Here is a 24248-nt window from a genome sequence, read left to right as displayed (position 1 = left end):
TAGTAAGTTTTGGGAGAAACCGAATGTACAACGTTGAACAACTGAAAATGTTTGTGTATGCCGTTGAATTAGGGTCATTTTCTGCCAGTGCTCGTCATTTGGGTAAGGTGCAGTCAGCGGTAAGCCAAGGCATCAGTAATCTTGAAATCGATTTTAATGTTGAGCTTTTTGATCGTTCGACTCGAAAGCCTTCACTAACCAAAGCTGGCGAGCAGTTATTTAAACAGGTGAAAGCGATCGTGCTTCAGGTTGAAGATCTGAATGTGACGGTTAGTGCGATGGGTAGCGGTGAAGAGGGGCTCATCAAAATTGCATTAGATGATTCATTACTGGTTCCGAACTTATCTAAGATCCTTAGTCAGTTCAGTCAACAATTCCCTGCTACTGAAGTTGAACTGGTTGCGTGTACCACAACAGAGGTCAATCCGTTAATTATCGAAGAGAGAGCCGACATTGGATTGATGTTTACCAACTTGGCTTTTGATGTCGGTTCTGAGCCATGCTTTATCGGTCACTTACCGTTTATTGCTGTGTGTCATCCAAGTCATGCGCTCGCAAAAACAGGTGTGGCGAAACTCACTGACTTACTCCCGCATCGTCAGTTAATGTTGAGGGGAGACAAAGGCAAGGTGATGGATCAGTTTCCGCTGATTGCCGGAAAGGTATGGTGGTCAAACAGCTTTATTGTGATCAAAGAGATGGTACTTGGCAGCGATATTGGCTGGGCATACTTACCCAAGCACCTTGTCGAAGAGGAGCTGAATAAGCAGCGTTTAGTGGAGATTAATGTCTCATTCGATCACAAAACATGGTCGCCGCCCGTTGATCTTGTTCTGTCTAAAACACGCTCTAAAGGCCCTGCGTTACTTTGGCTTGAACAAGCTTTGAAAGGCTTATTAGACGAAACGTAAACTGGACGAGACTTAAATTGGATCAAACTGAATAAAGAAAAGGCTCACCGTTTAACGTGTGAGCCTTTCTGTTTGACGTGATGCTGCTTTTTATCAGCTCTAGATGTAGACGCTAGACGCTAGGTTTAACCGTCTGACCGTTGTAGTACTTGTCTTTCATCTTAAGCGCCACGTTCACTAGGTAAATCAGCACAGGTACTTCAATCAGTGGACCGATAACACCTGCAAACGCTTGGTCTGAGTTGATACCGAATACTGAGATAGCAACGGCAATCGCTAGCTCGAAGTTGTTACCTGTCGCTGTGAATGCAATTGATGCGTTCTTGTCGTATTCAATACCCATCTTCTTACCAATGAAGAAGCTGATGAAGAACATCGCTGTGAAGTAGATAGTCAGTGGAACAGCAATCAACAATACGTCCATTGGCAGTTCTACAATCATCTCGCCTTTTAGGCTGAACATCAGAACGATAGTCGCCAGTAGTGCAATCAGTGTGATTGGAGAGATACGTGGAATAAACACATCGTTGTACCACTGCTCGCCTTTCATCGACACAAGGATCTTACGGCTTAGGAAGCCCGCTAAGAATGGGATACCTAGGTAAATAAGTACACTGTGTGCAATGTCGATCATTGAGATATCAACCATCATGCCTTCGTAACCGAATATCGGTGGTAGAACGCTGATGAACAACCACGCCATAAAGCTGTAGCTCACCACTTGGAACGCACTGTTTAGAGCAACCAACGCCGCACCGTACTCTTTGTTACCGCCGCCGATGTCGTTCCAAACCAAAACCATCGCAACACAACGAGCAAGACCAATCAGAATCACGCCGACCATGTAACCTGGGTGATCGCCTAAGAATGTTAGCGCCAACACGAACATCAGAATCGGGCCAACAAGCCAGTTCATGATCAGAGATAGTTTGATGGCTTTCTTATCTTTGACCACAGTACCTAATAGGTTGTAGTTAACCTTAGCCAGAGGTGGGTACATCATTAAGATAAGGCCAATCGCAAGCGGAATGTTGGTGGTACCAACCGACATCGATTCATTCCACTGTTCGATCTGTGGGAACAGGATGCCAAGCAATACACCAAGGCCCATGGCAATAAAGATCCACAGTGTTAAGTAGCGATCTAGAAAACCTAACTTTGGTTTCATGATATTTTCTCTTTGGTTGATATCGCCAATCGTCGAAAGGCGATGCTGGAAAGCAAAAAAATACGCTTAGTTTATTCCGTATTCGACAAACTAAGCGCGATAAATCTATTTCAAAATGGTGCCGATTAGCGTCTCAAATTGCTGAATATTATCTCGGTTAATGCGATAACACATCTTCGGTGGTATCGATTCAGCAGTGATGAAACCTGAGGTTTTCAAGATTCTTAGGTGCTCTGATACTGTCGATTGCGCCAAACCTAATTCGCTAACCAAGTCACTGTTCAAACAGCCCCCCGATTTTTCTAGCGTTGAAAGAATACTCAATATACGAACTCTTGCCGGGTGAGCGAGTGCTTTCGCTAACGCAGCCATCTCTTTTTCTGCTTCAGCATTACTCGGCGGAAGAGGTAGAGAACAGCTATCTGTTGCTTGGCATGTTGCAGTCATACTTAGTGGACTCATTACTACTAATCGTTAAAAGACGATTAATAGTAAGACTATTTTTGCTAGGGGTCAATGCGAATTTATTTATTAGCCTGCATGGACGTTCATTACTTGGCTCTGCCATCTATTAGCCGTTTTCGATTTTTGATTTCCCTACCCAATACAATGGCCATTTTTGTTGTGGCGACGTGTTATTGAGCATGGCTCCAATACAAACCAGTGCAATGCTGCCGACTAAGACGGGGGTGAATAAGAAAGTCCAGTCTACGGATGCTGTGCCTGCCAGTGTAATTACGATTGGATTGGCTCCCGCTGGTGGATGAACGGCGCGAAAGTACAGCATCAACATAATTGCGGATCCTACCGCCAACGCCATCACTAAATAAGAATCACCAAACCCATACAGTGCGATCAACCCAACCACGGCAGAGATAAAATGACCAGCGATGATGTTTCTGGGTTGAGCTAGCGGCGATGTTGGAACTGCGAATAATAGAACACACGTTGCTCCAAACGGAGCCATTAACCAAGGTACTTCAGATTGCTCTGCGAGCATGCACAATACGAATATCCCTGCGGTCCCTCCGATAAAGCCTTTTAACAGCTGACTGATCGTCGCGCGTGGAGGAAGTTCACCTCCGCCGGTTAGCTTTTTAATCATCACGATTTCCTTCATTTAAGATTAAGAATATAAAGTGTACAGATCTGTACATGTTGAGTTAAATGATACAGATCTGTACACTATTGGCAACAGAAAATTTAGCAATACTAAATTTTATCGGATTTGAGATGGGGGGCAGGCATGAGTAAGAAAGAGCAGATCTTGGATGTAGCTGAGTCTTTGTTTAACCAATTTGGCTATACCGCGGTTGGTGTAGATATGATCCGAGATGAAGCTGGAGTTTCTAAGACATCGATGTACCGCCACTTTGGGTCCAAAACCAGACTAATTGAGGCGGTATTGACTAGGCGTCATCAGCGGTTTGAATTGAGCCTAGAAACGTTTCTTATATCGGGTGCTGGTGCTGGTGCTGGTGCTGGTGCTGGTGCTGAGGGTCAACTTGACGCGTTATTAGACTGGCACTTTGCTTGGTTTGAGCAACCTGATTTCAAAGGATGCATGTTCATGCACGCTTTAGCGGAGTTTAAAGCGTCTGAGGATGATATAGCGATGCTATCCCAGCAACATAAAGCGTGGCTTAAAAACACGATTCTTCGTGTGATTAATCATGATAAAAATGGAGATGATGCGTTACTGGAATTGTGTAGTGAATCGGTGATGACCTTTATTGAAGGTCTTATCGTGAGGAGTGAGTTTGGGAAATTAGGTTTAAATAGAGAACCTTATCGAAAAGCTTTGCATGCATTGGCTGATCTAACGATATAATCGAACGCAGAACCGTTACACAAGATAACGAAAAATCATAATTTGCTATTTAATTTTCATACCAATCACAGTAAGTAAATGATCAGAAATAGCGCAAGAAAAAGACTTGAGAACAAGGCGGAATTTTTTGATAAGTAGTTATTCTACAATCAAAAATTCTAACGCAGTTATCGAGTATTTTAACCAGCTAGGATGAACAGTTATTTACTACGATTGGTATTACTTATAGGTAAGCCCGGAAATGCCACAACAGAACATCAAATTTATCGCTGCTGATATGGACGGCACTCTGCTTAATGAACACGGGAAGTTAGACCCGGAATTTTTCAAGCTTTATGAGCGCTTAGAAGCCCAAGACATTATTTTTGCTGCGGCATCGGGTCGTCAGTACTACAGCTTGATGGAAACCTTTGCTCCACTTAAAGATCGCATGATGTTCGTTGCTGAAAACGGCACATTGGTGATGCACAAAGGCCAAGAGCTTTATAGCTGCTTGCTTGATACCGATGCCATCAAAGAGATCATCAAAGAAGCTCGTGCTATTGAAGGCGCGCATGTGGTGCTATGCGGTAAGAAATCAGCATACATCGAAACTAAAGATGAGCGTGCTCTAACTGAGATCTCCAAGTACTACCACCGCCGTGAGCAAGTCGAAGACTTGCTGGCGGTAGAAGATGATTTTATTAAGGTAGCTATCTGCCATTTTGATGGTTCACAAGAGAAAGTGAATCCAAGCATCAACGCCAAGTTTGGTGACAATTACCAAGTGGTGGTAAGTGCGAAAATTTGGCTGGATGTGATGAACGCAGAGGCATCAAAAGGTGCGGCGATTAAACACCTACAAAACACACTCGACTTCACTTACGAGCAGACCATGAGTTTTGGTGATTATCTAAATGACTTGGAAATGCTTAAAGAGAGCTACCACTCTTACGCAATGGAAAACGCACATCCTAAGCTAAAAGAGATCGCACGTTTTGGCGCGCCAAGTAACGTTGATGCGGGTGTGTTCCAAGTACTAGAGAAGCTGCTAGCGTAACGTGGTAAAGCTCAATCAGATTGTTATCAAAGCCAACTCGGTAATATGAGTTGGCTTTTTTGTTGGTTACTGGCTCATCGAGTTTAATTTGAACGATTGTTCAAATCATTGTAGTCTTAGTGACAAAGATGGGTATCCACTTTGAATTGGATACGCCTTAGTAACGATAATTGGAATGATTATGAGCAACAAACTTCAACTTGATATTATTTCTGACGTAATGTGCCCGTGGTGCGTGGTCGGTTACAAAAACTTAGAGCAAGCCGTTTCAGAACTTGGCTTAGAACAACAGGTTGAACTTGAATGGCAGCCGTTTGAGCTCAACCCTGATATGCCACAAGAGGGTGAAAACCTGCGTGATCACATCATGAGAAAGTACGGTTCTAGCGCAGAAGAGAGTCAACGTTCACGTGAACAGCTTGCGGCTCGTGGAAAAGCGGTTGGGTTCGATTTCAATTTCTATGACAGCATGAGAATGGTCAATTCACGTCATCTACATGTGCTTCTCGATTTTGCACTAGCGCACGGTAAACAGACTGAGTTAAAGCTACGCTTTTTTACTGCTCACTTCACAGAGCAGAAAGACCTGTCTGACCTTGAAGTCATGGCACAAGAACTTGAAGCGGTTGGGCTAAACTCAACGAAGGCACTGAAGCGCCTAAAGAACACCGACAACTTGAAGCAAATTGAAGCGCAAGAGTTTGAATGGCAACGCATGGGCATCTCAGCTGTTCCTACTGTGGTGTTCAACCGTAAGAGTGCAGTAACGGGCGCGCAGACGGTAGAAACGTACAAGCAGATTCTTCAAGAGCTTATTGCTGAATCATAAACGGATCATTGGTATCAATTAGAGTCTGAATTACATGGAATCATTGTCACTCGCTCAAGCGCAAAAAATTGTATTGCTTTCGCAAAAGCTCCCCCCAAAGAAGCAACGCAATGGCAGCGCTTTGGCGAATACCCTGTCTGCGATTGAAAACCTTGGGTATGTGCAAATCGATACCATCTCTGTGATTCAGCGAGCCCACCATCATACGTTGTGGAATCGTAATCAAGACTACCAATTGAACCATCTTGATAAGCTGCTAGAGCGTCGAGAGGTGTTTGAGTATTGGTCGCACGCCGCCGCATATTTACCCATGCGAGATTACCGTTTCAGCCTGCATCGAAAGAATGGGTTTGCGAGCGGTAAGCTTAAGCATTGGTATAAAAAAGACGACGCACTCATGGCGCATGTTCTCAAACGTATTGAGAGTGAAGGGCCATTAATGGCCAAAGACTTTGAAGGGGATAGACCAAACCCTGGTGGATGGGGCGGAAAACCTGCCAAACAGGCGCTAGAGACTTTGTTTATGCAAGGTAACTTAATGGTGCCGAGCCGAGTGAACTTTCATAAGGTGTATGACCTAACCGAGCGAGTTTTACCAAGCGGAATTGATACCTCTGAGCCGACAGAACAAGAGTACATTGAGCATCTGATCACGCGTTATTTAGAAGCCAATGGTGTGGGAATCGTATCGGAAATGAGCTATCTCCTTAAGAATACGAAACCACTGATTCAGAAAACACTCCAACAGATGTTTGAAGATAAACAAGTCGTGAAGGTGGATATTCAGGGTTCTGAATATTATGTGTTGCCTGATGCGTTTGAACTGCTGAATCAGCCTCTTTCTCGAACTAAGTTAAAGATACTTTCTCCGTTCGATAATCTGTTGATTCAACGCAAGCGAATACAATCACTGTTCAATTTTAACTACCTTCTTGAGTGCTATGTTCCTGAAGCCAAGCGTCAGTTTGGTTACTTTAGTTTACCAATTCTGTGGCAAAGTGGGCTGGTGGCACGAATGGATTGTAAGGTTGACAGGAAGAGTCGAATATTTCATATCCGTAACTTGGTTGTTGAAGACAGAGTTAAAAGTCATGAGTCATTGATTCACGCTTTATGCAATGAACTTAAGCATTTTATGGTGTTCAATCAGTGTGATGAGATGATTGTTTCCACCACCACGCCCACAAACTTTGGTCAAGGCTTGATGGAGCATTGGCATAGTGGTCGCCGTTAAGTCTTAATGCTTAATCTCGATATATCTGATTTGATAAATACTTTGCATTTGCAATAGTCACAGTGTCCAATGTCGGTTAAGACAATATTGACCGAAAAACCTTACTTTTTAAGGTGTTAAATAGGAATCTCGCTTCATGCGAAAATCAGATAAGAAACTAGAGAATCAAATCAGAGACGTACTAACGGACGTTTGCGAAGACACGTTGAAAAGCTATGACGGTTTTTTGTGGGTAACGCACGTGGTCAACTTTTCCTCTTTCCCGCAAAGCTTAAAAATCATCTGCGTATTCGATACCAATCAGGATAGAACTAACTTTTTGAATGGCGAAGGCAAGCAGAGTGTTTCTGAGGCAACCCAAAAGGCGTTTAATCAGGTTGGGATCCAACTGAAGAATATCGATAAGCATGTCAGTTACGATACACAGGAAAACTGTGACCGTGATCACCAAGGGAAATGGAGTAAGAGGTTGTAAGCGTTTTGGTGGGGGCTCACAGAGTGGTGGCCCTCGTGATGATGCTTTCTCAATACTGATAATCGGGACTCGACGAATGCTATTTGGAAAATTTGCTTATCATTAACAGATAGCTTGAATGCCTTTTTCTTCAAGTTCTTCAATAACACTAGTGGATAAGTTTTTGTCAGTAATGACACCATCAAGTGTATCCAGGTCTAAGGCGTGAAAGGTTGCAATTCGACCATACTTAGTAGAGTCAGATATTAGGTAGTTGGCTTGTGCTGCTTTTACAATGGCCTTTTTAACCAACACTTTATTTTCGTTTGGTGTCGATAAGCCTTTTAAACTCCAAGAAGAAGAGGAAATAAACGCAATATCAATATTCATCCCTGCCAAGAACTCAGCGACTTTCCCACCAACACTCGATTGGTTCTCTCGATCGACTTTACCACCCGTATGATAAATCTCGCATGGTGAGTGGTTCATTAAATAAGCCGCGATTGAGAAGTCATTGGTGATGATTAACAGATCTTCACGTGTTGTTAACTGATGGGCGATTTCCAATGAGGTCGTTCCAGCATCTAAATAGACAGTGGCATCTTTTTCGATAAGTTGGGCAGCAAGCTTACCGATTTGGACCTTTTCGTTTGCTTGTTGTTCTACTTTAGCATCATGAGACAGCTCGCGATGCAAGGCTTGAGCTAATTGGACCCCTCCAGATACTGAAACGACTTTTCCAGAAGCTTCCAGCTTTACTATGTCTCGACGAATGGTCATGTGTGACACGTCGAGCTGTTCGACTAACTCAGAAATACTAATCACTTCTTGGTGTGATAACAGTGACAAAATGGTTCTCTGACGCTCTGCTGGAATCATGGTTTTCTTCTATGTTCTTGTTTTTCATCATCCTAACAACCTTTACCTTGTTTGTGAAGATCTGTGAACTTATGTTCCCTGTTTGGGCTTTAAAGTGTGATATCCGCCTTTTACGTGAATTTTTGCTGCCTATAAAGGTCTAAATTGAGTGGTTGTGTTAAATTTTGTTAAAAATGTGACTTATCACTAAGTCATTGGTATCTTCTTCACATATAATCACAAACATAAACAAGAATTAACAAGCTTAAAATTTACGAAATTACCAAGAAGGCATTGATATTATGAGTGAAGTTCAATCTGTCGGAGTGATCGGTTTAGGTTCAATGGGAATGGGCGCAGCGAAATCATGTGTGCGTGCTGGCCTTGATGTCTATGGTTTTGACCTAAATGCACAAGCATTAGAAGAGCTGGGTTCGTTTGGTGCAAAAGCGGTATCGACGAATGCTGTCGAGTTTGCAGACAAACTTGATTCTGTTTTGGTATTAGTTGTGAATGCTGCTCAAGTTAACACGGTACTGTTTAAGACTGGTCTTGCGGCGGCACTAAGACCTAACACGCCAGTTATGGTCTCGGCTACGATCTCAGCAGAAGACGCGAAACAAATCGAAGCTCAGCTTGCTGAATATGAGCTTGTGATGCTGGATGCGCCAGTGTCCGGCGGTGCAGTAAAAGCAGAAGCAGGCGAAATGACGATTATGGCTTCAGGTGCGGCGACCACATTTGAAGCACTGGCTCCGGTACTTGATGCAACTGCCGCGAAAGTCTACAACATCGGTGAGGACATTGGCCTTGGTGCGACCGTTAAGATTATCCACCAGTTACTAGCAGGTGTTCATATTGCTGCGGGCGCTGAAGCGATGGCACTCGCCGCACGCGCCAACATTCCGCTTGATTTGATGTACGACGTTGTGACGAATGCAGCAGGCAACTCTTGGATGTTCGAGAACCGCATGAAGCACGTAGTCGATGGTGATTACTCTCCAAAATCTATGGTTGATATCTTTGTGAAGGATTTGAACTTGGTATCAGATACCGCTCAAGACCTGAATTTCCCACTTCCACTATCAAGTGCTGCACTAAATATGTTCGTTAGCGCGAGCAATGCAGGCTTTGGTCAAGAAGACGACAGCGCTGTGATTAAAGTCTTCCAAGGTATTGATCTTCCTGGTGTAAGTACGTCAAAGGTGGAGAAGTAATCATGTTATTAGGTGTAATTGCAGACGACTTCACTGGTGCAACAGACATTGCAGGTTTCTTGGTTGAAAACGGTATGCGCACTGTTCAATTAAATGGCATTCCTACAGGAGAGTTTGACGCATCAGCAGATGCTGTGGTGATCAGCCTTAAATCTCGCTCTTGCCCAGTTGACGAAGCGGTAACTGATTCTATTGCTGCGCTTAAATGGCTTCAATCTCAAGGTTGCCAACAGTTTTATTTTAAATACTGCTCAACGTTCGACAGTACTGCTGAGGGCAACATCGGTCCCGTAACAGATGCACTTTTGGCTGAACTTGGAGAATCTTTCACTATGGTTTGCCCTGCATTACCAGTAAATGGTCGCACGGTTTACAACGGTCACTTGTTTGTTTTTGGTGAGTTGCTCAGTGATTCAGGTATGCGTAATCACCCTGTTACACCAATGACGGATTCAAGTGTGGTTCGAATGATGGACGCACAATCAGGAGGTGTTTCCGGTTTAGTTAACTTTCAAACGATTGAACAGGGCTCTGATGCGGTTACCGCTCGTTTTAACGAACTCAAAGCTCAAGGTAGTCGCTACGCTGTGGTAGACGCATTTAATGCCGAGCACTTGGTGACGTTAGGTCAAGTAGCTAAATCTCTGAAACTAATCACAGGTGGCTCAGGCTTAGCTGCTGGTATCGCTAAAAATTGGACAGAACATCTTGCTGACCAAAGTGATGCAAAACATGCAGGTAGCCCAGTCAAAGCACCAACCGTAGTGTTCTCTGGTTCTTGTTCAGTGATGACTAACCAACAAGTTGCGGTATACAAGCAGCTTGCTCCTCACTTTGTTATCGATGTGAAGGCTTGCTTAACCAATGATCAATACGCCAATGAAGTGTTCGATTGGGTGATGACCAATAACCAAGGTGAATTTGCTCCTTTGGTTTATGCAACCGCAGATGCTGCCGAACTTAAAGCAATTCAAGATGAATACGGCGCACACACTTCAAGCTACGCCGTTGAACAGTTTTTTAGTCAACTCGCTATCAAACTAAAACAACATGGCGTGAAAAACTTCATCGTTGCTGGTGGTGAAACCTCTGGTGTCGTAACTCAAAGCTTAGGGGTAAAAGGTTTCCATATCGGTCCTCAAATTACACCGGGTGTACCTTGGGTGAAATCGGTTGAAGGTGAACTTTGTCTGGCTCTTAAGTCAGGCAATTTTGGTGACGAAAACTTCTTTGCTAAAGCACAGTCATTTTTTCTATAGGTGGTGATTCGATGGGTAATAATTTAATGAATGTACAGCCACTTTTGAGCGAGCAGCAGTTGCGTGAACAAATGGTCACGCTCGCTCGTTCAATGTTCGAACGAGGTTACGCGACAGGTGGCGCAGGTAACCTATCTATCAAATTGCCAAATGGGCATTTTCTAGCAACACCAACAGGTTCTTCATTTGGTCGTCTTGTGGCTGAGGAGTTGTCGGTTGTTGATATCGATGGTAACCATATTTCAGGTAAAAAGCCTTCGAAAGAGGCCGAATTCCACTTAGCTATTTACCGTAACAATCCTGTATGCAATGCGATTGTTCATCTGCACTCTACCTATCTTACCGCACTGTCGTGTCTTGAAGGGTTGGATCGTAACAACGCGATTAAGGCTTTCACACCGTATTTCGTGATGCGAATTGGTGAGTTACCAGTGATTCCTTACTTACGGCCTGGTGACCCACAAATCGCTGAAGAATTGGCAAAGCGAGCGGGAGACTATCGAGCATTTTTGTTGGCGAATCACGGCCCAGTAGTAACAGGCACTGACTTTGTTGATGCCGTTGATAACGCTGAAGAGCTAGAAGAGACCGCCAAATTAGCATTCTTATTGAAAGGGAATGATATCCGTTACCTAACGGACGAAGAAGTGATGGATTTAAAAGGGAGAGGCAAATAATGGCTAAGTTCGCAGCAAACTTAACGATGTTATTCACAGAAGTACCATTTATAGATCGTTTTGAGAAGGCACACCAAGCGGGCTTCAAAGCAGTTGAATACCTATTCCCTTATGCATTTGAGGCCGAAGAGCTTGCAGACAAAATGCAGAAATTTGGTTTTGAACAGGCGTTGTTCAATATGCCTCCTGGTGATTGGGACGCAGGTGAACGAGGCTTCGCTGCTATTCCTGGCCGTGAAGATGAGTTTAAAGCCAGCGTTGATACGGCACTTATGTACGCTAAAGTGCTGAACTGCAAGAAAGTTCATGCAATGTCGGGTTTGATGAATGACAACTTTACTCGACAGCAGCATGTAGAAACCTTCATTTCAAACATTCGATTTGCCGCAGATAAATTTGCCGAGCATGGTATCGAATTGATGATTGAACCTCTTAACAACCGTGACGTTCCTAACTATTTTGTGGCGCATCAACGCAATGCTGTTGAGCTCATTAAGTTGGTAGCGCGTCCAAACGTAAAGCTGCAGCTAGACCTTTACCACGCGCAGATCATGGATGGTGATCTGAGTACATTGATTCGTGACGTTGCTGCTTATACTGGCCATATTCAAATCGCATCGGTACCTGAAAGGCATGAGCCTTCTGAAGGTGAGTTGAGTTATTCACATCTATTTGATGTTTTGGATGACTCAGGCTACCAAGGCTGGATTGGCTGTGAATACAACCCGAGAGCCTCGACTGAAGAAGGTTTGGGATGGTTAAAGCCCTATTTATAGCAACAGTTAGTAAGCATAAGCTTTTAGCACTGATTCTTTAGTACGTAATAACACAATAAAGCAGCCCGAATAATAAGCCGCTGTATAGAAAGTACAGCAGGAGGCGCACCCATGTCTCTTGTATGCAACCCCTACACAACAAAAATAGACATAAAAAGGAATACACAATGGATGGAGCACTGATAGGCATCGTGATTGGCATTTTAGCCATGATGGGCATGATTATAAAAACAAGAATTCCAGTGGCGCTTGCGATGATTATCGCAAGTATCATCATGGGTCTGTTTGCTGGGATGGTACCCACAGAACTTATTAATGCAATCAAAGCGGGCTTTGGTGGCGTGCTTGGTGGTATTGGGTTAATTATTGCATTCGGCGTTATCATGGGCGCGTGTTTCGAACGCTCTGGAGCCGCTGTTCGAATGGCAAAAACGTTTGTAAAGCTGTGTGGTAAAGGTCGTGAAGACTTAGCACTAGGTTTTACAGGGGTGCTTGTCGCTATCCCAGTTTTCTGTGACTCTGCGTACATCATTTTGCATTCTCTTGTTCGCGCAATTTCACGTGATACGGGTAAGTCAGCGGTTGGCCTTGGTGTAACTCTAGCGCTTGGCTTGCTTATCACTCACGCACTTGTGCCACCAACACCGGGTCCAGTTGCTGTGGCTGGAATTCTGGGTGTAGACCTAGGTGAATACATGTTATGGGGTTTGATGGTTTCTATCCCTATGATGCTTCTTTCTATGATTTATATTCGCCGAGTAGGTAACGAGTTCTACCGCGTACCAAACGGAGAGACATGGATTACTAACCAAGCTGATTGGGCAAACCTTGAGAAAGTAAAAGAAACAGATGACAGAGAGCTACCAAGTAACTTTTTATCATTCGGTCCAATTCTGCTGCCAATCGCCTTCATCCTAATCAACACGCTTGTTGGTCAAGGTGACACTGCAATGCACAACGTTATTTCGTTGATTGGTAACCCAGTGGTTGCTGTTGGTATCGGTGTTCTGATGGCGCTATACGGTCTTACTCGTCATATTGAACGCAAAGACATGGTTAGCTCTATGGATGATGCTCTGTCTACTACAGGTCTAATTCTTGTGGTAACTGGCTGTGGTGGCGCAATGGGTGCAGTACTTAAAGCATCAGGTGCTGGTCCTCAAGTCGCCGAAGCTATCGCAAGCAGCGGTATTCCACCTCTACTTGTACCACTAGCAATTGCTTCAATGCTTCGTCTAATCCAAGGTTCAGCAACAGCTTCTATGATGGTTGCAGCAACGATGACACTGCCTCTAGTCGAAACGTTAGGTCTAGACCCAGTATTCGTAGCACTTGCATGTGCGGTAGGTCCGGTTGGCTTCTCTCATTTGAACGATTCATACTTCCACATCATCAACCGTACGTTAGGTATTACTGAACTAGCTGACCAAATTAAGATCTGGTCTGTGTCTTCAACTATCGCATGGGCGATTGGTGCAAGCATCATCATGATTCTAAACTTAGTGTTTGGTAAAGGCGGTACGTTGATCGACCCACTGATTCCAATAGCGGTTCTAGGTGCTGTATTCGTGTGGCTAAAAAGCAAAGAGAAATCACAAGTAAAGACAGCCGTTACTAACTAATACGACTTACCTTTATATACTGCCCCTATTAAGTGATTAGCTTGCTGATCTTCAATAGGGGCATTTTTGGATCGGGCACTCATCAAAATTACTATTCCTTTGGATTTATCAATATGAAAATTGTTATTGCACCAGACTCGTTTAAAGAATCTTTATCGGCGGTATCGGTGGCGGCGTGTATTGAAAAAGGCTTTCGTGAAATCTTCCCAGACGCTGATTATGTGACCTTACCTTTGGCTGATGGTGGTGAAGGTACGGTAGATGTATTGCTGCAAGGTTTGGCTGGGCAAAAACGAACGCATCAAGTGGAGGGGCCATTGGGTGAGCAGATTAATGCCGAATGGGCGATGCTTGAAGCTTCAGATAGCAACCCCAACAAAACCGCACTCATTGAAATTGCTGCCGCATCTGGCTTGGATTTACTGACTCCAGATCAGCGTGATCCTTTACTAGCCTCTTCATTCGGCACTGGGCAATTGATTTTAGAAGCGATAGAGCAGGACGCTCAAATGATTATTCTTGGATTGGGTGGCAGTGCGACTAATGATGGTGGTGCGGGTATTGTTCAAGCTCTAGGTGGTCGTTTGTTAGATGGTAAAGGACATGAACTTAACCGAGGTGGTGTTGCACTCTCAAAGCTAGCATCAATAGATCTTACAGGCCTAGATTCGCGCTGCGCTGATGTCGAGTTGATTGTGGCATGCGATGTTGATAATCCACTGTGTGGTGAGAATGGTGCTAGCTATATCTTCGGCCCACAAAAAGGAGCGACGCCTGACCAAGTCTTACTGCTTGATACAGCGATAGCGAATTTTGCACAAATTGCTGAATCGCAAGGTTGTGTTGGTGGCGATGAACCCGTTAACAAGCGTACAGGTTATGGTGCAGCTGGTGGTGCGCCTATGGGGCTTGGTTTGTTATTTGATATGCAGATGAAGCCCGGTATCGAGATGGTACTCGATGTTTTACAAGCCGACGAAGTATTGAAGGGCGCAGACCTTGTGATTACAGGTGAAGGGCAAATGGACAACCAAACCCTGCAAGGAAAAACACCTTATGGCATTGCTAAACGTGCGAGCTTACAAGGTATTCCAACGATCGGAATTGCAGGTTCTTTAGGCTCCGAAGTTGAAGCACTTTACGGTGAAATGAGCAGCCTGTTCGGCACAGTACGTTCCCCTCAACTTCTCAATCAGGTATTGCAAGAAGCGGATATTAACCTAACACGAACCGCGAGAAATATTGCTGCAACATTAAAATTAGGCCAGGAGATTGTTGAATAAATGTATGTTAAACAAGCTCTTACTTAATATTTTAGTTCGATAGGTTTTATAAATAGTAGCGATATATATAAACGATTATATTTTATTCCAACTCAGGTTTATTCTTTTTTGATAGTAATTTAGTGGTTTTTAATTGGGAAACCCACTCAAATCTAAGATGTGGTAAGACGATTGCATCTTTAACTCTAAGGAATAGATCATGAGTAAAAAACTAACTACAGCGGCAGGCTGCCCCGTTGCTCATAACCAGCATGTTCAAACTGCGGGTAAACGTGGTCCACAACTTCTTCAAGATGTTTGGTTTTTGGAGAAATTGGCTCACTTTGATCGTGAAGTGATTCCTGAGCGTCGTATGCATGCGAAAGGCTCAGGTGCTTACGGTACATTTACTGTTACGCACGACATTACCAAATACACCAAGGCAAAACTGTTTTCTGAAATAGGTAAACAGACCGACCTGTTTGCACGTTTTACAACAGTTGCGGGTGAGCGTGGTGCCGCTGATGCTGAGCGTGATATCCGCGGCTTTGCATTGAAGTTTTATACTGAAGAAGGCAACTGGGATATGGTGGGTAACAACACGCCAGTATTCTTTCTTCGTGATCCTCTTAAGTTCCCAGACTTAAACCACGCGGTTAAACGTGACCCGCGCACCAACATGCGCAGCGCGAAGAACAACTGGGATTTCTGGACCTCTCTGCCGGAAGCTCTACACCAAATCACCATCGTAATGAGTGACCGTGGTATTCCTGCTACTTACCGTAATATGCATGGTTTTGGTAGCCACACGTTCAGCTTTATTAACGCAGACAACGAGCGTTTTTGGGTGAAATTCCACTTCAAATCTCAGCAAGGTATTAAAAACCTGTCTGATGCAGAAGCGGCACAAGTGATCGGTGACGATCGCGAAAGCCACCAACGTGATTTGCTAGACAGCATCGATAATCAAGACTTCCCTAAATGGACACTGAAAGTACAAGTGATGCCAGAAGCGGATGCGGCGAAAGTGCCTTACAACCCGTTCGACCTTACTAAAATCTGGCCACACGCAGATTACCCATTAATTGAAGTGGGTGAGTTTGAATTGAACCGTAACCCGCAAAACTTCTTCGCTGAAGTAGAACAGTCTGCATTCAACCCTGCAAACGTGGTTCCGGGGATTAGCTTCTCACCAGACAAGATGCTACAAGGTCGTTTGTTCGCTTACGGTGATGCGCAGCGTTATCGTTTGGGTGTTAACCATCAGCATATTCCAGTGAACGCACCTCGCTGCCCAGTACACAGCTACCACCGTGATGGTGCAATGCGTGTTGATGGTAACTTTGGTAGCACACTAGGTTATGAGCCAAATAACGAAGGCCAATGGGCAGAGCAACCTGATTTCGCTGAGCCAGCTCTGAACCTTGATGGAGCAGCAGCGCACTGGGATCACCGCGAAGATGAAGATTACTTCTCGCAACCGGGTGACTTGTTCCGTCTAATGACCCCAGAAAAACAAGCGATTCTGTTTGATAATACAGCTCGTAACCTAGGCGGTGTGCCGAAAGAGATTCAACTACGCCACCTAAGACACTGTTACAAAGCCGACCCTGCATACGGTGAGGGGATTGGTAAATTGCTTGAAATAGATGTCAGTGAATTTAAGTCATAATCAATAAGTTTGATTAGTTAAATGAAAGGCTGTTGAGTGGCTCACTCAATGGCCTTTTTTGATCTCGCTGTTCATCAAACCCCCTAGAATGTTGAAAAATCGAACTATTTATATTGATAGTTTGTACCTATCGAATTGATAAATTTATCCCATTATCTTTATAAGATGGACAGGATTATCCTAGCGTTATCAGTTTATAAAATAGTAGAGTTTGAGATGAGTAAAAGCGCATTAATCGTTGAAGGTGGGGCTATGAGAGGCATCTTCGCTGCCGGAGTGTTGGACGCCTTTATGGAAGACGATTTCCGTCCTTATGATTTTGCCATTGGCGTATCTGCGGGTGTGTCCAATCTGGTTGGTTACTTATCTCAAGCACCAAAACGCAGCTATAACGTGATCACCACGATGGCGACCGACAAAACCTTCTTCAACCCCGCTCGCTTTGCCAAAGGTGGCAACCTGGTGGACGTGAAGTGGCTATGGAATGAATCAAACCAACGCTATCCACTTGATTGTGGTGAGATGTTTTCAAGTATCCCATTGATTGCCGCTGTGACTAATGTTGATACGGGCAGTGCAGATTACTACCACATTAAGCCAGAAAACCTCTCAAATGTGGTTGAAGCGACAACCGCATTACCAATTGCTTACCGTGAAACACCTTGTTTCTCAGGTGGTTGCTATACCGATGGTGGGGTCGCCGATTCGATTCCAGTTCGTGAAGCCTATCGTCGTGGTGCTCGTGATATTACCGTGATTCTGTCTCACCCATTAAGCTACAGAATGAAGCCGCAGAAATACCAGTGGATGCTGAAAAAGATGCTGAAGAAATACCCGAACATCGCTGAGTCGATGGCGGTTCGTGCCGATAATTATAATCAGTCCCTCGACTTTATTCGTCATCCACCAAAGGATGCGATCATTAAGGTGATTGCGCCGCCTGAAGCGTTCGCAGTTAAGCGTTTAACGATGGATCAAACCATTTTGAATGCAGGTTATGAGATGGGTATAAAGGCTGGCGCAGAGCATCTGGCGATTCGCAAAGGCATTTATGGTTTGGATACCGAGGATTGTCACTTTTGTGTCTAGTTCTGTTCCTGATAATGGTATCAACCAAAAAGCCACGCTGTTCATCAAGAATTAGCGTGGCTTCATATTTTAGAAACGAGTCTGTTTTAACTCGGTCTGTTATTAAACCAGTTCGTTGCCACTGGTGTTGCCTGCAAAGAAAGCATCGACGCTGGTTAGCGTTGTATTAGCAATGTTGAACAGAGCATCTTTAGTCAAGAAGGCTTGGTGACCGGTGAACAGCACGTTATGACAAGCAGACAGGCGACGGAACACGTCATCGACAATCACATCGTTAGACTTGTCTTGGAAGAACAGCTCTTTCTCGTTGTCGTACACATCTAGGCCAAGCGCACCAATCTTGCTCTGTTTGAGCGCTTCAATTGCAGCTGTTGAATCAAGTAACTCACCACGACTGGTGTTGACGATCATCACGCCATCTTTCATCTTCTCAAATGCAGTCGCGTCTAATAGATGGTAATTCTCTTTGCTCATAGGGCAGTGTAGAGAAATCACATCAGACTCTTGGTAAAGCTCGTCGAGTTCAACGTATTTAGCGCCTAACTCAACAGCTAACGGGTTTGGATATGGGTCGTAGCATAGAATGTTCATGCCTAAACCTTTCAGAATTCGCATGGTCGCCAGGCCAATCTTACCCGAACCAATTACTCCGACCGTTTTACCGTGGAAGTTGAAGCCAACCAAACCCTCAAGAGAGAAGTTCGCATCACGAGTACGTTGGTATGCCTTGTGTAGTTTACGGTTCAAGCACATCATCATGCCAACCGTGTGTTCTGCTACCGATTCTGGTGAATAAGCAGGAACGCGAACCACTTGTAGACCAAACTCTTTGGCCGCGTCTAGGTCGACTTTATCAAAGCCCGCACAGCGCATCGCAATCAGCCTAGTCCCGCCTTGTGCAAGAACCTTTAACACGTCTCGCGATAGGTCGTCGTTTACAAATGCACAAACGACCTCGTTGTCGTGCGCCATTTTCGCTGTGGTTGATGTGAGGCGAAAATCATGGAAATGAAACTCAGCGTTGAGTTCACCTTTCGCAAGATTGAATGATTTTTCGTCGTATGACTTTGAGCTAAAAAAAGCAATGTTAATCATGGCTTCCTCTCTTACCTAAAAAATGAATACCCCAACTATTTTGATTTGATGTGGGGTTAAAGCTAACAACTCTGTTCAGTGTGCTAGAGTTTTATAACCTTGTCTATCAACATTAGTTATTGTAACTACTATGGTTATTTGGCTTTTATCATCACTTCTGAACATCGAAAATCACATTACGAAGTCGCTTGCTCATAAGTTCATCAATATGAATGAATCTTACTTTCGCGGGTTGAACCTCTTCTCTAGTTCTAACTGTCCTTTGAAGCTTGTGCTTCTGCGCTTTTATGTTTTTGTGCTTTTATGTAACTGGTGGAGGCCCAATGTTTACCAGTAGTTCTCACTACTGAATTGGCCGGGCTTTCTGCGTAAGTGCTTATCGAACCCTAAGCTGATTAACGCTTCACTTGTGTCGCGAACCATTTGCGGATTGCCGCAAAGGTAGAAGAAGCTGTGGGTTTGATTGAAAGCGACAGACGCGGTTTGCTCAAGGTCGCCTCTAAGTAACAAGCTTGGTATTCGTCCGCGCAAAGTCCCGGTGACGGATTCTCTAGAAATAATTGGCACATATTTTAGTTTCCCCTGAAAGTGATTAACGAGTTGAGCGATACGATCTTGGTAAGTTAGGTCTTGTTTTGTTCTTACCGCGTGAACCAGTATCAGGTTTTTGAACGAGGTAGCTTTTTTTGAATTAGATCCATGCTGTTGCTGTATTTGCATGCTTTCAAGCATTGAAATAAATGGGCCCACTGCAGTTCCGGTTGAAAGCATCCATAGATCGTCGGCGATCTCTGGGATCTCATCTAATGTCATAAAACCGCTTGGGTCTTTGCCGACAAAGATGTCATCGCCGACCTTCAATTCGTGAAGCTGAGGAGAGAGCTGACCGCTCTGATCCTTAATAATTAAAAACTCAAGATGTTGGTACCCTTGCTCATGCTCTGGCGCATTCACCATTGAGTACGCACGTCTGACGAACTCACCTTCACTGTTAAGTAAGCCAAGCTTTGTGAATTGGCCCGCCTGATAGGGTGAGACGGGAGCACTGACTTGGAGTGAGAACAGTTGATCTGTCCATTCTGTCTTGTGTAAGACTTTACCAGTTACCAAACCATGGGGAATATCTGTCATATCATCACCTTTATTTAGATAAGCTACCTCATTAAGGATACTCAACTATCTTACTTTTTGGCGTTGCATGTGTCATGCCATAGTGAGAATGCTTATCAATTGTAGATTTGTGATTGATGTTAGTTTTATTCATGTCACAAAGACTGATGATTGGGTTAGTCTATATGACTCGAAATGGTCTTTTGATAGGTTGTTAACGCGGATTTAAAGTGATCTCTTACCAAGCTTGTGGAGTGGTTTGACCCCTGAAGTTTGCATTAATAACTACAGAGAATAATTTGCAGATGCGTATAATGGCGGCTTTCGATCTCAATATAGCTGTGTTTTATGCTTGATAATCTTCGTATGGTCTTGAACGTATTGTTCGTGACCATTAATACCGCAATGACTGCGTTTACTGTGAGTTTCTTTGGCCTCATTAAACTGATTCTTCCAATCTCTTTTGTTCAAAAGTCATGTACTCGTTTAGCGAATTTTACATTTTGGTGCTGGGCTTCGCTCAACCTTTGGATGCTGAACGTGAATAATGACATCGAGTGGCAAGTGGAAGGTGGGGAAGATATTTCGACCAAGCAGTGGTACTTGATGATGTCGAATCATCTTAGCTGGGCGGACATTGTAATTTTGTCTTCTATCTTGAAAGACAAAATGCCGATGGCGAAGTTTTTCCTTAAGCATGAACTTCTGTACGTGCCATTTGTCGGTTTGGCCTGCTGGGGCTTGGATATGCCATTCATGCGACGTCACTCACGCGAGTTTTTGCTGCGTAACCCTGAGCGTCGTAATGATGATTTCGATGCGATTAACAAGGCATGTACTAAGTTCAAGCTAGCGCCTACAACATTGGTTAACTTTGTGGAAGGAACGCGTGCTAACCAAGATAAATTGGCGACAGCGAAAACACCGTACCGACACCTACTCAAACCGAAAACCGGTGGTGTGGCGTTTGCTCTTTCGGCAATGGGCCCAATCTTAGATGGTATCGTGGATGTCACGTTGGCTTACCCAGAAAACCAAATCTCTCCGTTTGAAGATATGCTGAAAGGCAAAATGACCAAGGTGGTAGTGCGTATTAAACTGCACCCAATGGATGAGAACGTAAACGGTAATTACTTTGAAGATAAAGCGTTTAAACGTCGCTTTCACAGTTGGTTGAACAACGCGTGGAAAGAGAAAGACGCCTATCTTGATACAATTTATGAGGGTGATATGCCCCGTGAGGTTGAAACGGTGGATGGACCTGATGCGGTTTATAAGCAACAAGAGCAGTAAGCTCAAACCAAATCGATAGCATCAAAAAAGCCGATCGTTCATTGAACTATCGGCTTTTTTATTGATCAGGCTCTATCAGAGGTAAGCGATAAAGTTAGTGCTTACTACAGTTAAATCGCATGGTAAGCATCGATGATGTGCTTCACTTGGCTAGGCTTACCTTGCTTCTCTTGGCCTTGATGGATGCGTAGGTAGTGCTGCAATGTTTTGGCTTTATATTGCTGAGATACTTTCACCTGAGTTTCACAACTGGGTGTCCAGATCTTGTCACCCACGTTTGATATTTCGCTCACTGCTCGGTTCTTTTCAGCTTCACCTTGGTTATTGCTGACCAATAAAATCTCGTAGTAACGGCGGTTCTCTTCAATTAATACTTCGTCAATCAAACTGAACTTGAGTGTTTTTAAATGGCTTCTTAGCTCAAATTGTTGATGCACAGGGCACAGCAAGAAATCGATCGCTTTGTCTGGGTGTTGACGGTGAATATCATCGACTAGTTTTTGAGTCAGATCGCCACCTACACCCGCTATGATGACCAAGTGTCTGCCAGTGTGACTATCCAGTGGAATAGCTGCGACATCTAAACAATAGACTTTCCATTGACTTTGCTTATGTTGCTCAACGTTGTTATCTTGAGGAAAGTAACGCGTAAGTGTACCTTCCAGCTCACTCATTAGAGACGGGACAATATCGACAAAGTGAATCTGAGGGGCTTTGTTATCCGACAACAATTGAACACCCAAGAAGCCATGATCACAGCAACAATCCCAAATGTGTTGGTAGTCATTACTGACAAGAGAGCGGAGAGTTTGTAGTCGGTTGCTGAGCTTCATAAGTTCGTGTCGTTAGAAAGTGATAGGCGTTGTTGTATCGAAAGCGCATTGTAATGACTTTATACAAAAACAAAAGCACCTAGGGTATGAACCCTAGGTGCTTTAGTGTTGTCAGTATCGTATGAATCGGTTCGATACGATATACCTATGAGGCTTTGGCGACAGCCTTGATATGGCCTTCCACTCGATTCTTACCAAGTTGTTTCGCAATTAGTTTCGCTTGTTCCGCAAGTGCCAAAGCAGAATCTCGTTCTCCTTCTATCTGTGAAAATCCGATACTGACTCCTAGTGATAATGTGATGTCTGGTGTCACAATGGCTTTCTCTGCGACGCCAATTCGACATTGTTCTAACTGGAGTTTCGCGTCCTTGGCGTCATTAGCTTGGAACAATATGGCGAATTCTTTCCCTCCTATACGAGCAAGACAAAGCCCTTTTGGCATAGGAAAATAAGAGTGTATTGCTTCTGCCGTCAGCTTGATCATCTTGTCGCCAACTGCTTCACCGTAAGCTCGGTTTACGTGGTCAAAGTTGTCGATATCAAGCAGAGCAACATAAGTACCGGGCTCGCTTGCATAGCTCTCGATCGCAATGTTGAAACTGCTTCTGTTGTCTAGCTGTGTCATCAAGTCTTTGCTGTTCAGTTGATGCTGAAGTAGCAAGTTAGATAACGAGACCTCTGCGTAATCTCTGATCATTCTCAGAATGCACTGGCTGATTGGTAAGCTAACGTTTACGTAGATCACCGCGATCAATTGTTTACGAGAGTACAGAGGAATGCAGTAATGGCGTTGGTGTATTTTTAGTTTACACGCCAATGGGTCTGCGTATTTTCCAGACCTGTAAGCTATGGTGTCTGGTGCAAAATGTTCGGGGAGGGCATTATCACAATGTACTGTTGATTTGTTTCCGTGATAGTCGATGGTACTGAATGAGTGATTCTCAGGCTGATACAGACAGAATTGGATGCCTTTGTGGTGCGTAAAGCTATCAAATATGGATTTTGTTTCACGCTTGAAGCTAGCTAGCTCATCAACCTTGTTGAGTCGTGAAAGTGAAATGTTTAGTTGATAAGTGAGATAGTGGGCTCCAATCCATAATAGAAGCAGTGAGCCAAGTACGATGCCTGTCAGCGTAAACTGATGAGAGCTGGTGAGAATATCGCGGCGATCAGTGCTAGCAATGAACACCCAATTTAAGCGGTTGTTCGCATCAAATTCCGATATCTTGAAGCTGTCTTGATAGTAGTATTCACTCTGACCGTTGGTTTCGCCTTGTGAAAGCTGGTGGCTTATTCCCGCATGGTAGCTGATAGACTTGGAACCAATGCGTTTAGGATCGGGATGGAATACCAACCTTTCAGTTGCTCGATCGACAATGAATACATAGCCGTTGTTTAGTGTTTTAAGATCACTCAACTCTTGTGTGGTGTGCAATAGGTCAAACTCAATCCATATTTCTTCATTCAATCTTTCCACTGTGTGTTTGACAGCGAAAACCCAACGACCATCAGCCTTTTGATAAACCGAAGAGAGGTAAAGCTCCTCAACGACACTGTCTATTGAACGCCACTGTATCGCTGCGATTCGTTCATTCGAAAGAGGAAGGCCTCGAGTGGAAATATAACGCTGAGATTGAGGTCGATATCGAATGATATCGGAGAAATTTGGCGTGCTTTTTAGAATATTGTCACTGAGTTCTCGAAATTGTTTGTCATCAGTGCTAGTAACTTTAGGTAAGGTTAAGCTGGCTTCTAGGAGGTAGAGCTTGCCAAACATCGCTTCGATGTTGGAGCGAATGATGGAGTTGGCAATTCGAATATTTGATGATGATTGATTAGCTGCAGTTTTCTCAACTTTTTCCAATTGAATGACTGCAAGGTAAAACATGCCTCCAGTTAACAAGAGTATGTATGGTTTGAAAAGCCGAATAAGTGTTTTAGGTAAAGCCATGATATCCAAAGACGTTATAGATTCATTTTTATAGTACGGCCATACTAAACAGTTTTCAAAATCACATC

23 protein-coding genes are annotated in these 24248 nt (G+C 43.9%); 15 read left to right on the top strand and 8 right to left on the bottom strand.

Annotated elements, in window-relative coordinates:
- Positions 1-23: 23 nt before the first annotated feature.
- Positions 24-911: a LysR family transcriptional regulator gene (locus tag WR49_RS04620; RefSeq protein WP_046223234.1), complete on the top strand. Its 888-nt coding sequence runs from the start codon at positions 24-26 to the stop codon at positions 909-911.
- Positions 912-1023: 112 nt separating this feature from the next.
- Here WR49_RS04620 and arsB read toward each other — a convergent pair whose 3' ends face one another.
- From arsB to WR49_RS04605, 3 genes are all read right to left on the bottom strand, one after another.
- Entirely contained in the window at positions 1024-2079 is a 1056-nt protein-coding gene (gene arsB, locus WR49_RS04615; protein WP_046223233.1) for an ACR3 family arsenite efflux transporter, read from the bottom strand.
- Between the two features lie 105 nt (positions 2080-2184).
- A complete protein-coding gene (locus WR49_RS04610) occupies positions 2185-2526 on the bottom strand; it encodes an ArsR/SmtB family transcription factor (protein WP_046223232.1) in 342 nt (113 codons plus the stop codon).
- Positions 2527-2650: 124 nt separating this feature from the next.
- Complete coding sequence (locus tag WR49_RS04605; protein WP_017057829.1) at positions 2651-3184, bottom strand: HPP family protein; 534 nt, start codon at positions 3182-3184, stop codon at positions 2651-2653.
- Positions 3185-3325: 141 nt separating this feature from the next.
- Here WR49_RS04605 and WR49_RS04600 point away from each other — a divergent pair, with 141 nt between their 5' ends.
- The 5 genes from WR49_RS04600 to WR49_RS04580 all read left to right on the top strand — a co-directional run bounded on the left by WR49_RS04600 (position 3326) and on the right by WR49_RS04580 (position 7487).
- The gene (locus WR49_RS04600; protein ID WP_046223231.1) at positions 3326-3910 is read left to right on the top strand and encodes a TetR/AcrR family transcriptional regulator; all 585 of its coding nucleotides are present in this window, start codon (positions 3326-3328) and stop codon (positions 3908-3910) included.
- Between the two features lie 241 nt (positions 3911-4151).
- Positions 4152-4949, top strand: coding sequence for a Cof-type HAD-IIB family hydrolase (locus tag WR49_RS04595; protein WP_046223230.1), 798 nt, complete (start codon positions 4152-4154; stop codon positions 4947-4949).
- Between the two features lie 181 nt (positions 4950-5130).
- A complete protein-coding gene (locus tag WR49_RS04590; RefSeq protein WP_046223229.1) occupies positions 5131-5778 on the top strand; it encodes a DsbA family oxidoreductase in 648 nt (215 codons plus the stop codon).
- Positions 5779-5812: 34 nt separating this feature from the next.
- Positions 5813-7012, top strand: coding sequence for a winged helix-turn-helix domain-containing protein (locus WR49_RS04585; RefSeq protein ID WP_046223228.1), 1200 nt, complete (start codon positions 5813-5815; stop codon positions 7010-7012).
- A 136-nt stretch (positions 7013-7148) separates the two neighbouring features.
- Positions 7149-7487, top strand: a complete 339-nt coding sequence (locus WR49_RS04580; protein ID WP_046223227.1) for a hypothetical protein — start codon at positions 7149-7151, stop codon at positions 7485-7487.
- 102 nt (positions 7488-7589) lie between these two features.
- Here WR49_RS04580 and WR49_RS04575 read toward each other — a convergent pair whose 3' ends face one another.
- Positions 7590-8345, bottom strand: a complete 756-nt coding sequence (locus tag WR49_RS04575; RefSeq protein ID WP_046223226.1) for a DeoR/GlpR family DNA-binding transcription regulator — start codon at positions 8343-8345, stop codon at positions 7590-7592.
- Between the two features lie 281 nt (positions 8346-8626).
- Between WR49_RS04575 and ltnD the strand changes: the two genes are divergently transcribed.
- The 8 genes from ltnD to WR49_RS04535 all read left to right on the top strand — a co-directional run bounded on the left by ltnD (position 8627) and on the right by WR49_RS04535 (position 17898).
- Positions 8627-9541, top strand: coding sequence for an L-threonate dehydrogenase (gene ltnD, locus WR49_RS04570; RefSeq protein WP_046223225.1), 915 nt, complete (start codon positions 8627-8629; stop codon positions 9539-9541).
- A gap of 2 nt (positions 9542-9543) precedes the next feature.
- Positions 9544-10800, top strand: coding sequence for a 3-oxo-tetronate kinase (otnK, locus tag WR49_RS04565; protein WP_046223224.1), 1257 nt, complete (start codon positions 9544-9546; stop codon positions 10798-10800).
- An 11-nt stretch (positions 10801-10811) separates the two neighbouring features.
- Positions 10812-11477 (top strand): 3-oxo-tetronate 4-phosphate decarboxylase, encoded by a 666-nt coding sequence (gene otnC / locus WR49_RS04560; RefSeq protein WP_372257019.1) that lies wholly within the window; start codon positions 10812-10814, stop codon positions 11475-11477.
- Positions 11477-12253 (top strand): 2-oxo-tetronate isomerase, encoded by a 777-nt coding sequence (gene otnI / locus WR49_RS04555; protein WP_046223223.1) that lies wholly within the window; start codon positions 11477-11479, stop codon positions 12251-12253. The genes otnC and otnI overlap by 1 nt, the downstream gene beginning before the upstream one ends.
- A gap of 167 nt (positions 12254-12420) precedes the next feature.
- Positions 12421-13875, top strand: a complete 1455-nt coding sequence (locus WR49_RS04550; RefSeq protein WP_046223222.1) for a GntP family permease — start codon at positions 12421-12423, stop codon at positions 13873-13875.
- Positions 13876-13988: 113 nt separating this feature from the next.
- Positions 13989-15158: a glycerate kinase gene (locus WR49_RS04545; protein ID WP_046223221.1), complete on the top strand. Its 1170-nt coding sequence runs from the start codon at positions 13989-13991 to the stop codon at positions 15156-15158.
- 199 nt (positions 15159-15357) lie between these two features.
- Positions 15358-16809 carry a catalase gene (locus WR49_RS04540; RefSeq protein WP_046223220.1) on the top strand — a complete coding sequence of 484 codons (1452 nt, stop codon included), beginning with the start codon at positions 15358-15360 and terminating at the stop codon, positions 16807-16809.
- A gap of 216 nt (positions 16810-17025) precedes the next feature.
- Positions 17026-17898 carry a patatin-like phospholipase family protein gene (locus WR49_RS04535; protein ID WP_046223219.1) on the top strand — a complete coding sequence of 291 codons (873 nt, stop codon included), beginning with the start codon at positions 17026-17028 and terminating at the stop codon, positions 17896-17898.
- 102 nt (positions 17899-18000) lie between these two features.
- Here WR49_RS04535 and WR49_RS04530 read toward each other — a convergent pair whose 3' ends face one another.
- Entirely contained in the window at positions 18001-18993 is a 993-nt protein-coding gene (locus WR49_RS04530; protein ID WP_046223218.1) for a 2-hydroxyacid dehydrogenase, read from the bottom strand.
- Positions 18994-19320: 327 nt separating this feature from the next.
- Complete coding sequence (locus tag WR49_RS04525) at positions 19321-20124, bottom strand: ferredoxin--NADP reductase (protein ID WP_046223217.1); 804 nt, start codon at positions 20122-20124, stop codon at positions 19321-19323.
- A 327-nt stretch (positions 20125-20451) separates the two neighbouring features.
- Here WR49_RS04525 and WR49_RS04520 point away from each other — a divergent pair, with 327 nt between their 5' ends.
- Positions 20452-21396, top strand: a complete 945-nt coding sequence (locus WR49_RS04520; RefSeq protein WP_052715019.1) for an acyltransferase — start codon at positions 20452-20454, stop codon at positions 21394-21396.
- A 110-nt stretch (positions 21397-21506) separates the two neighbouring features.
- Here WR49_RS04520 and WR49_RS04515 read toward each other — a convergent pair whose 3' ends face one another.
- Positions 21507-22229: a tRNA (adenine(22)-N(1))-methyltransferase gene (locus tag WR49_RS04515; RefSeq protein ID WP_046223216.1), complete on the bottom strand. Its 723-nt coding sequence runs from the start codon at positions 22227-22229 to the stop codon at positions 21507-21509.
- A gap of 145 nt (positions 22230-22374) precedes the next feature.
- On the bottom strand, positions 22375-24117 hold the full coding sequence (locus WR49_RS04510; protein ID WP_046223215.1) for a sensor domain-containing diguanylate cyclase: 1743 nt from the start codon (positions 24115-24117) through the stop codon (positions 22375-22377).
- Positions 24118-24248: the final 131 nt, after the last annotated feature.

Origin of the sequence: Vibrio sp. ECSMB14106 (assembly GCF_000972265.1) — a bacterium.
In the GTDB taxonomy this organism is placed as follows: Bacteria; Pseudomonadota; Gammaproteobacteria; order Enterobacterales; family Vibrionaceae; genus Vibrio; species Vibrio kanaloae.
Note: the sequence above shows the minus strand (reverse complement) of the source record. Positions and strands in the feature narration are given on the sequence as shown.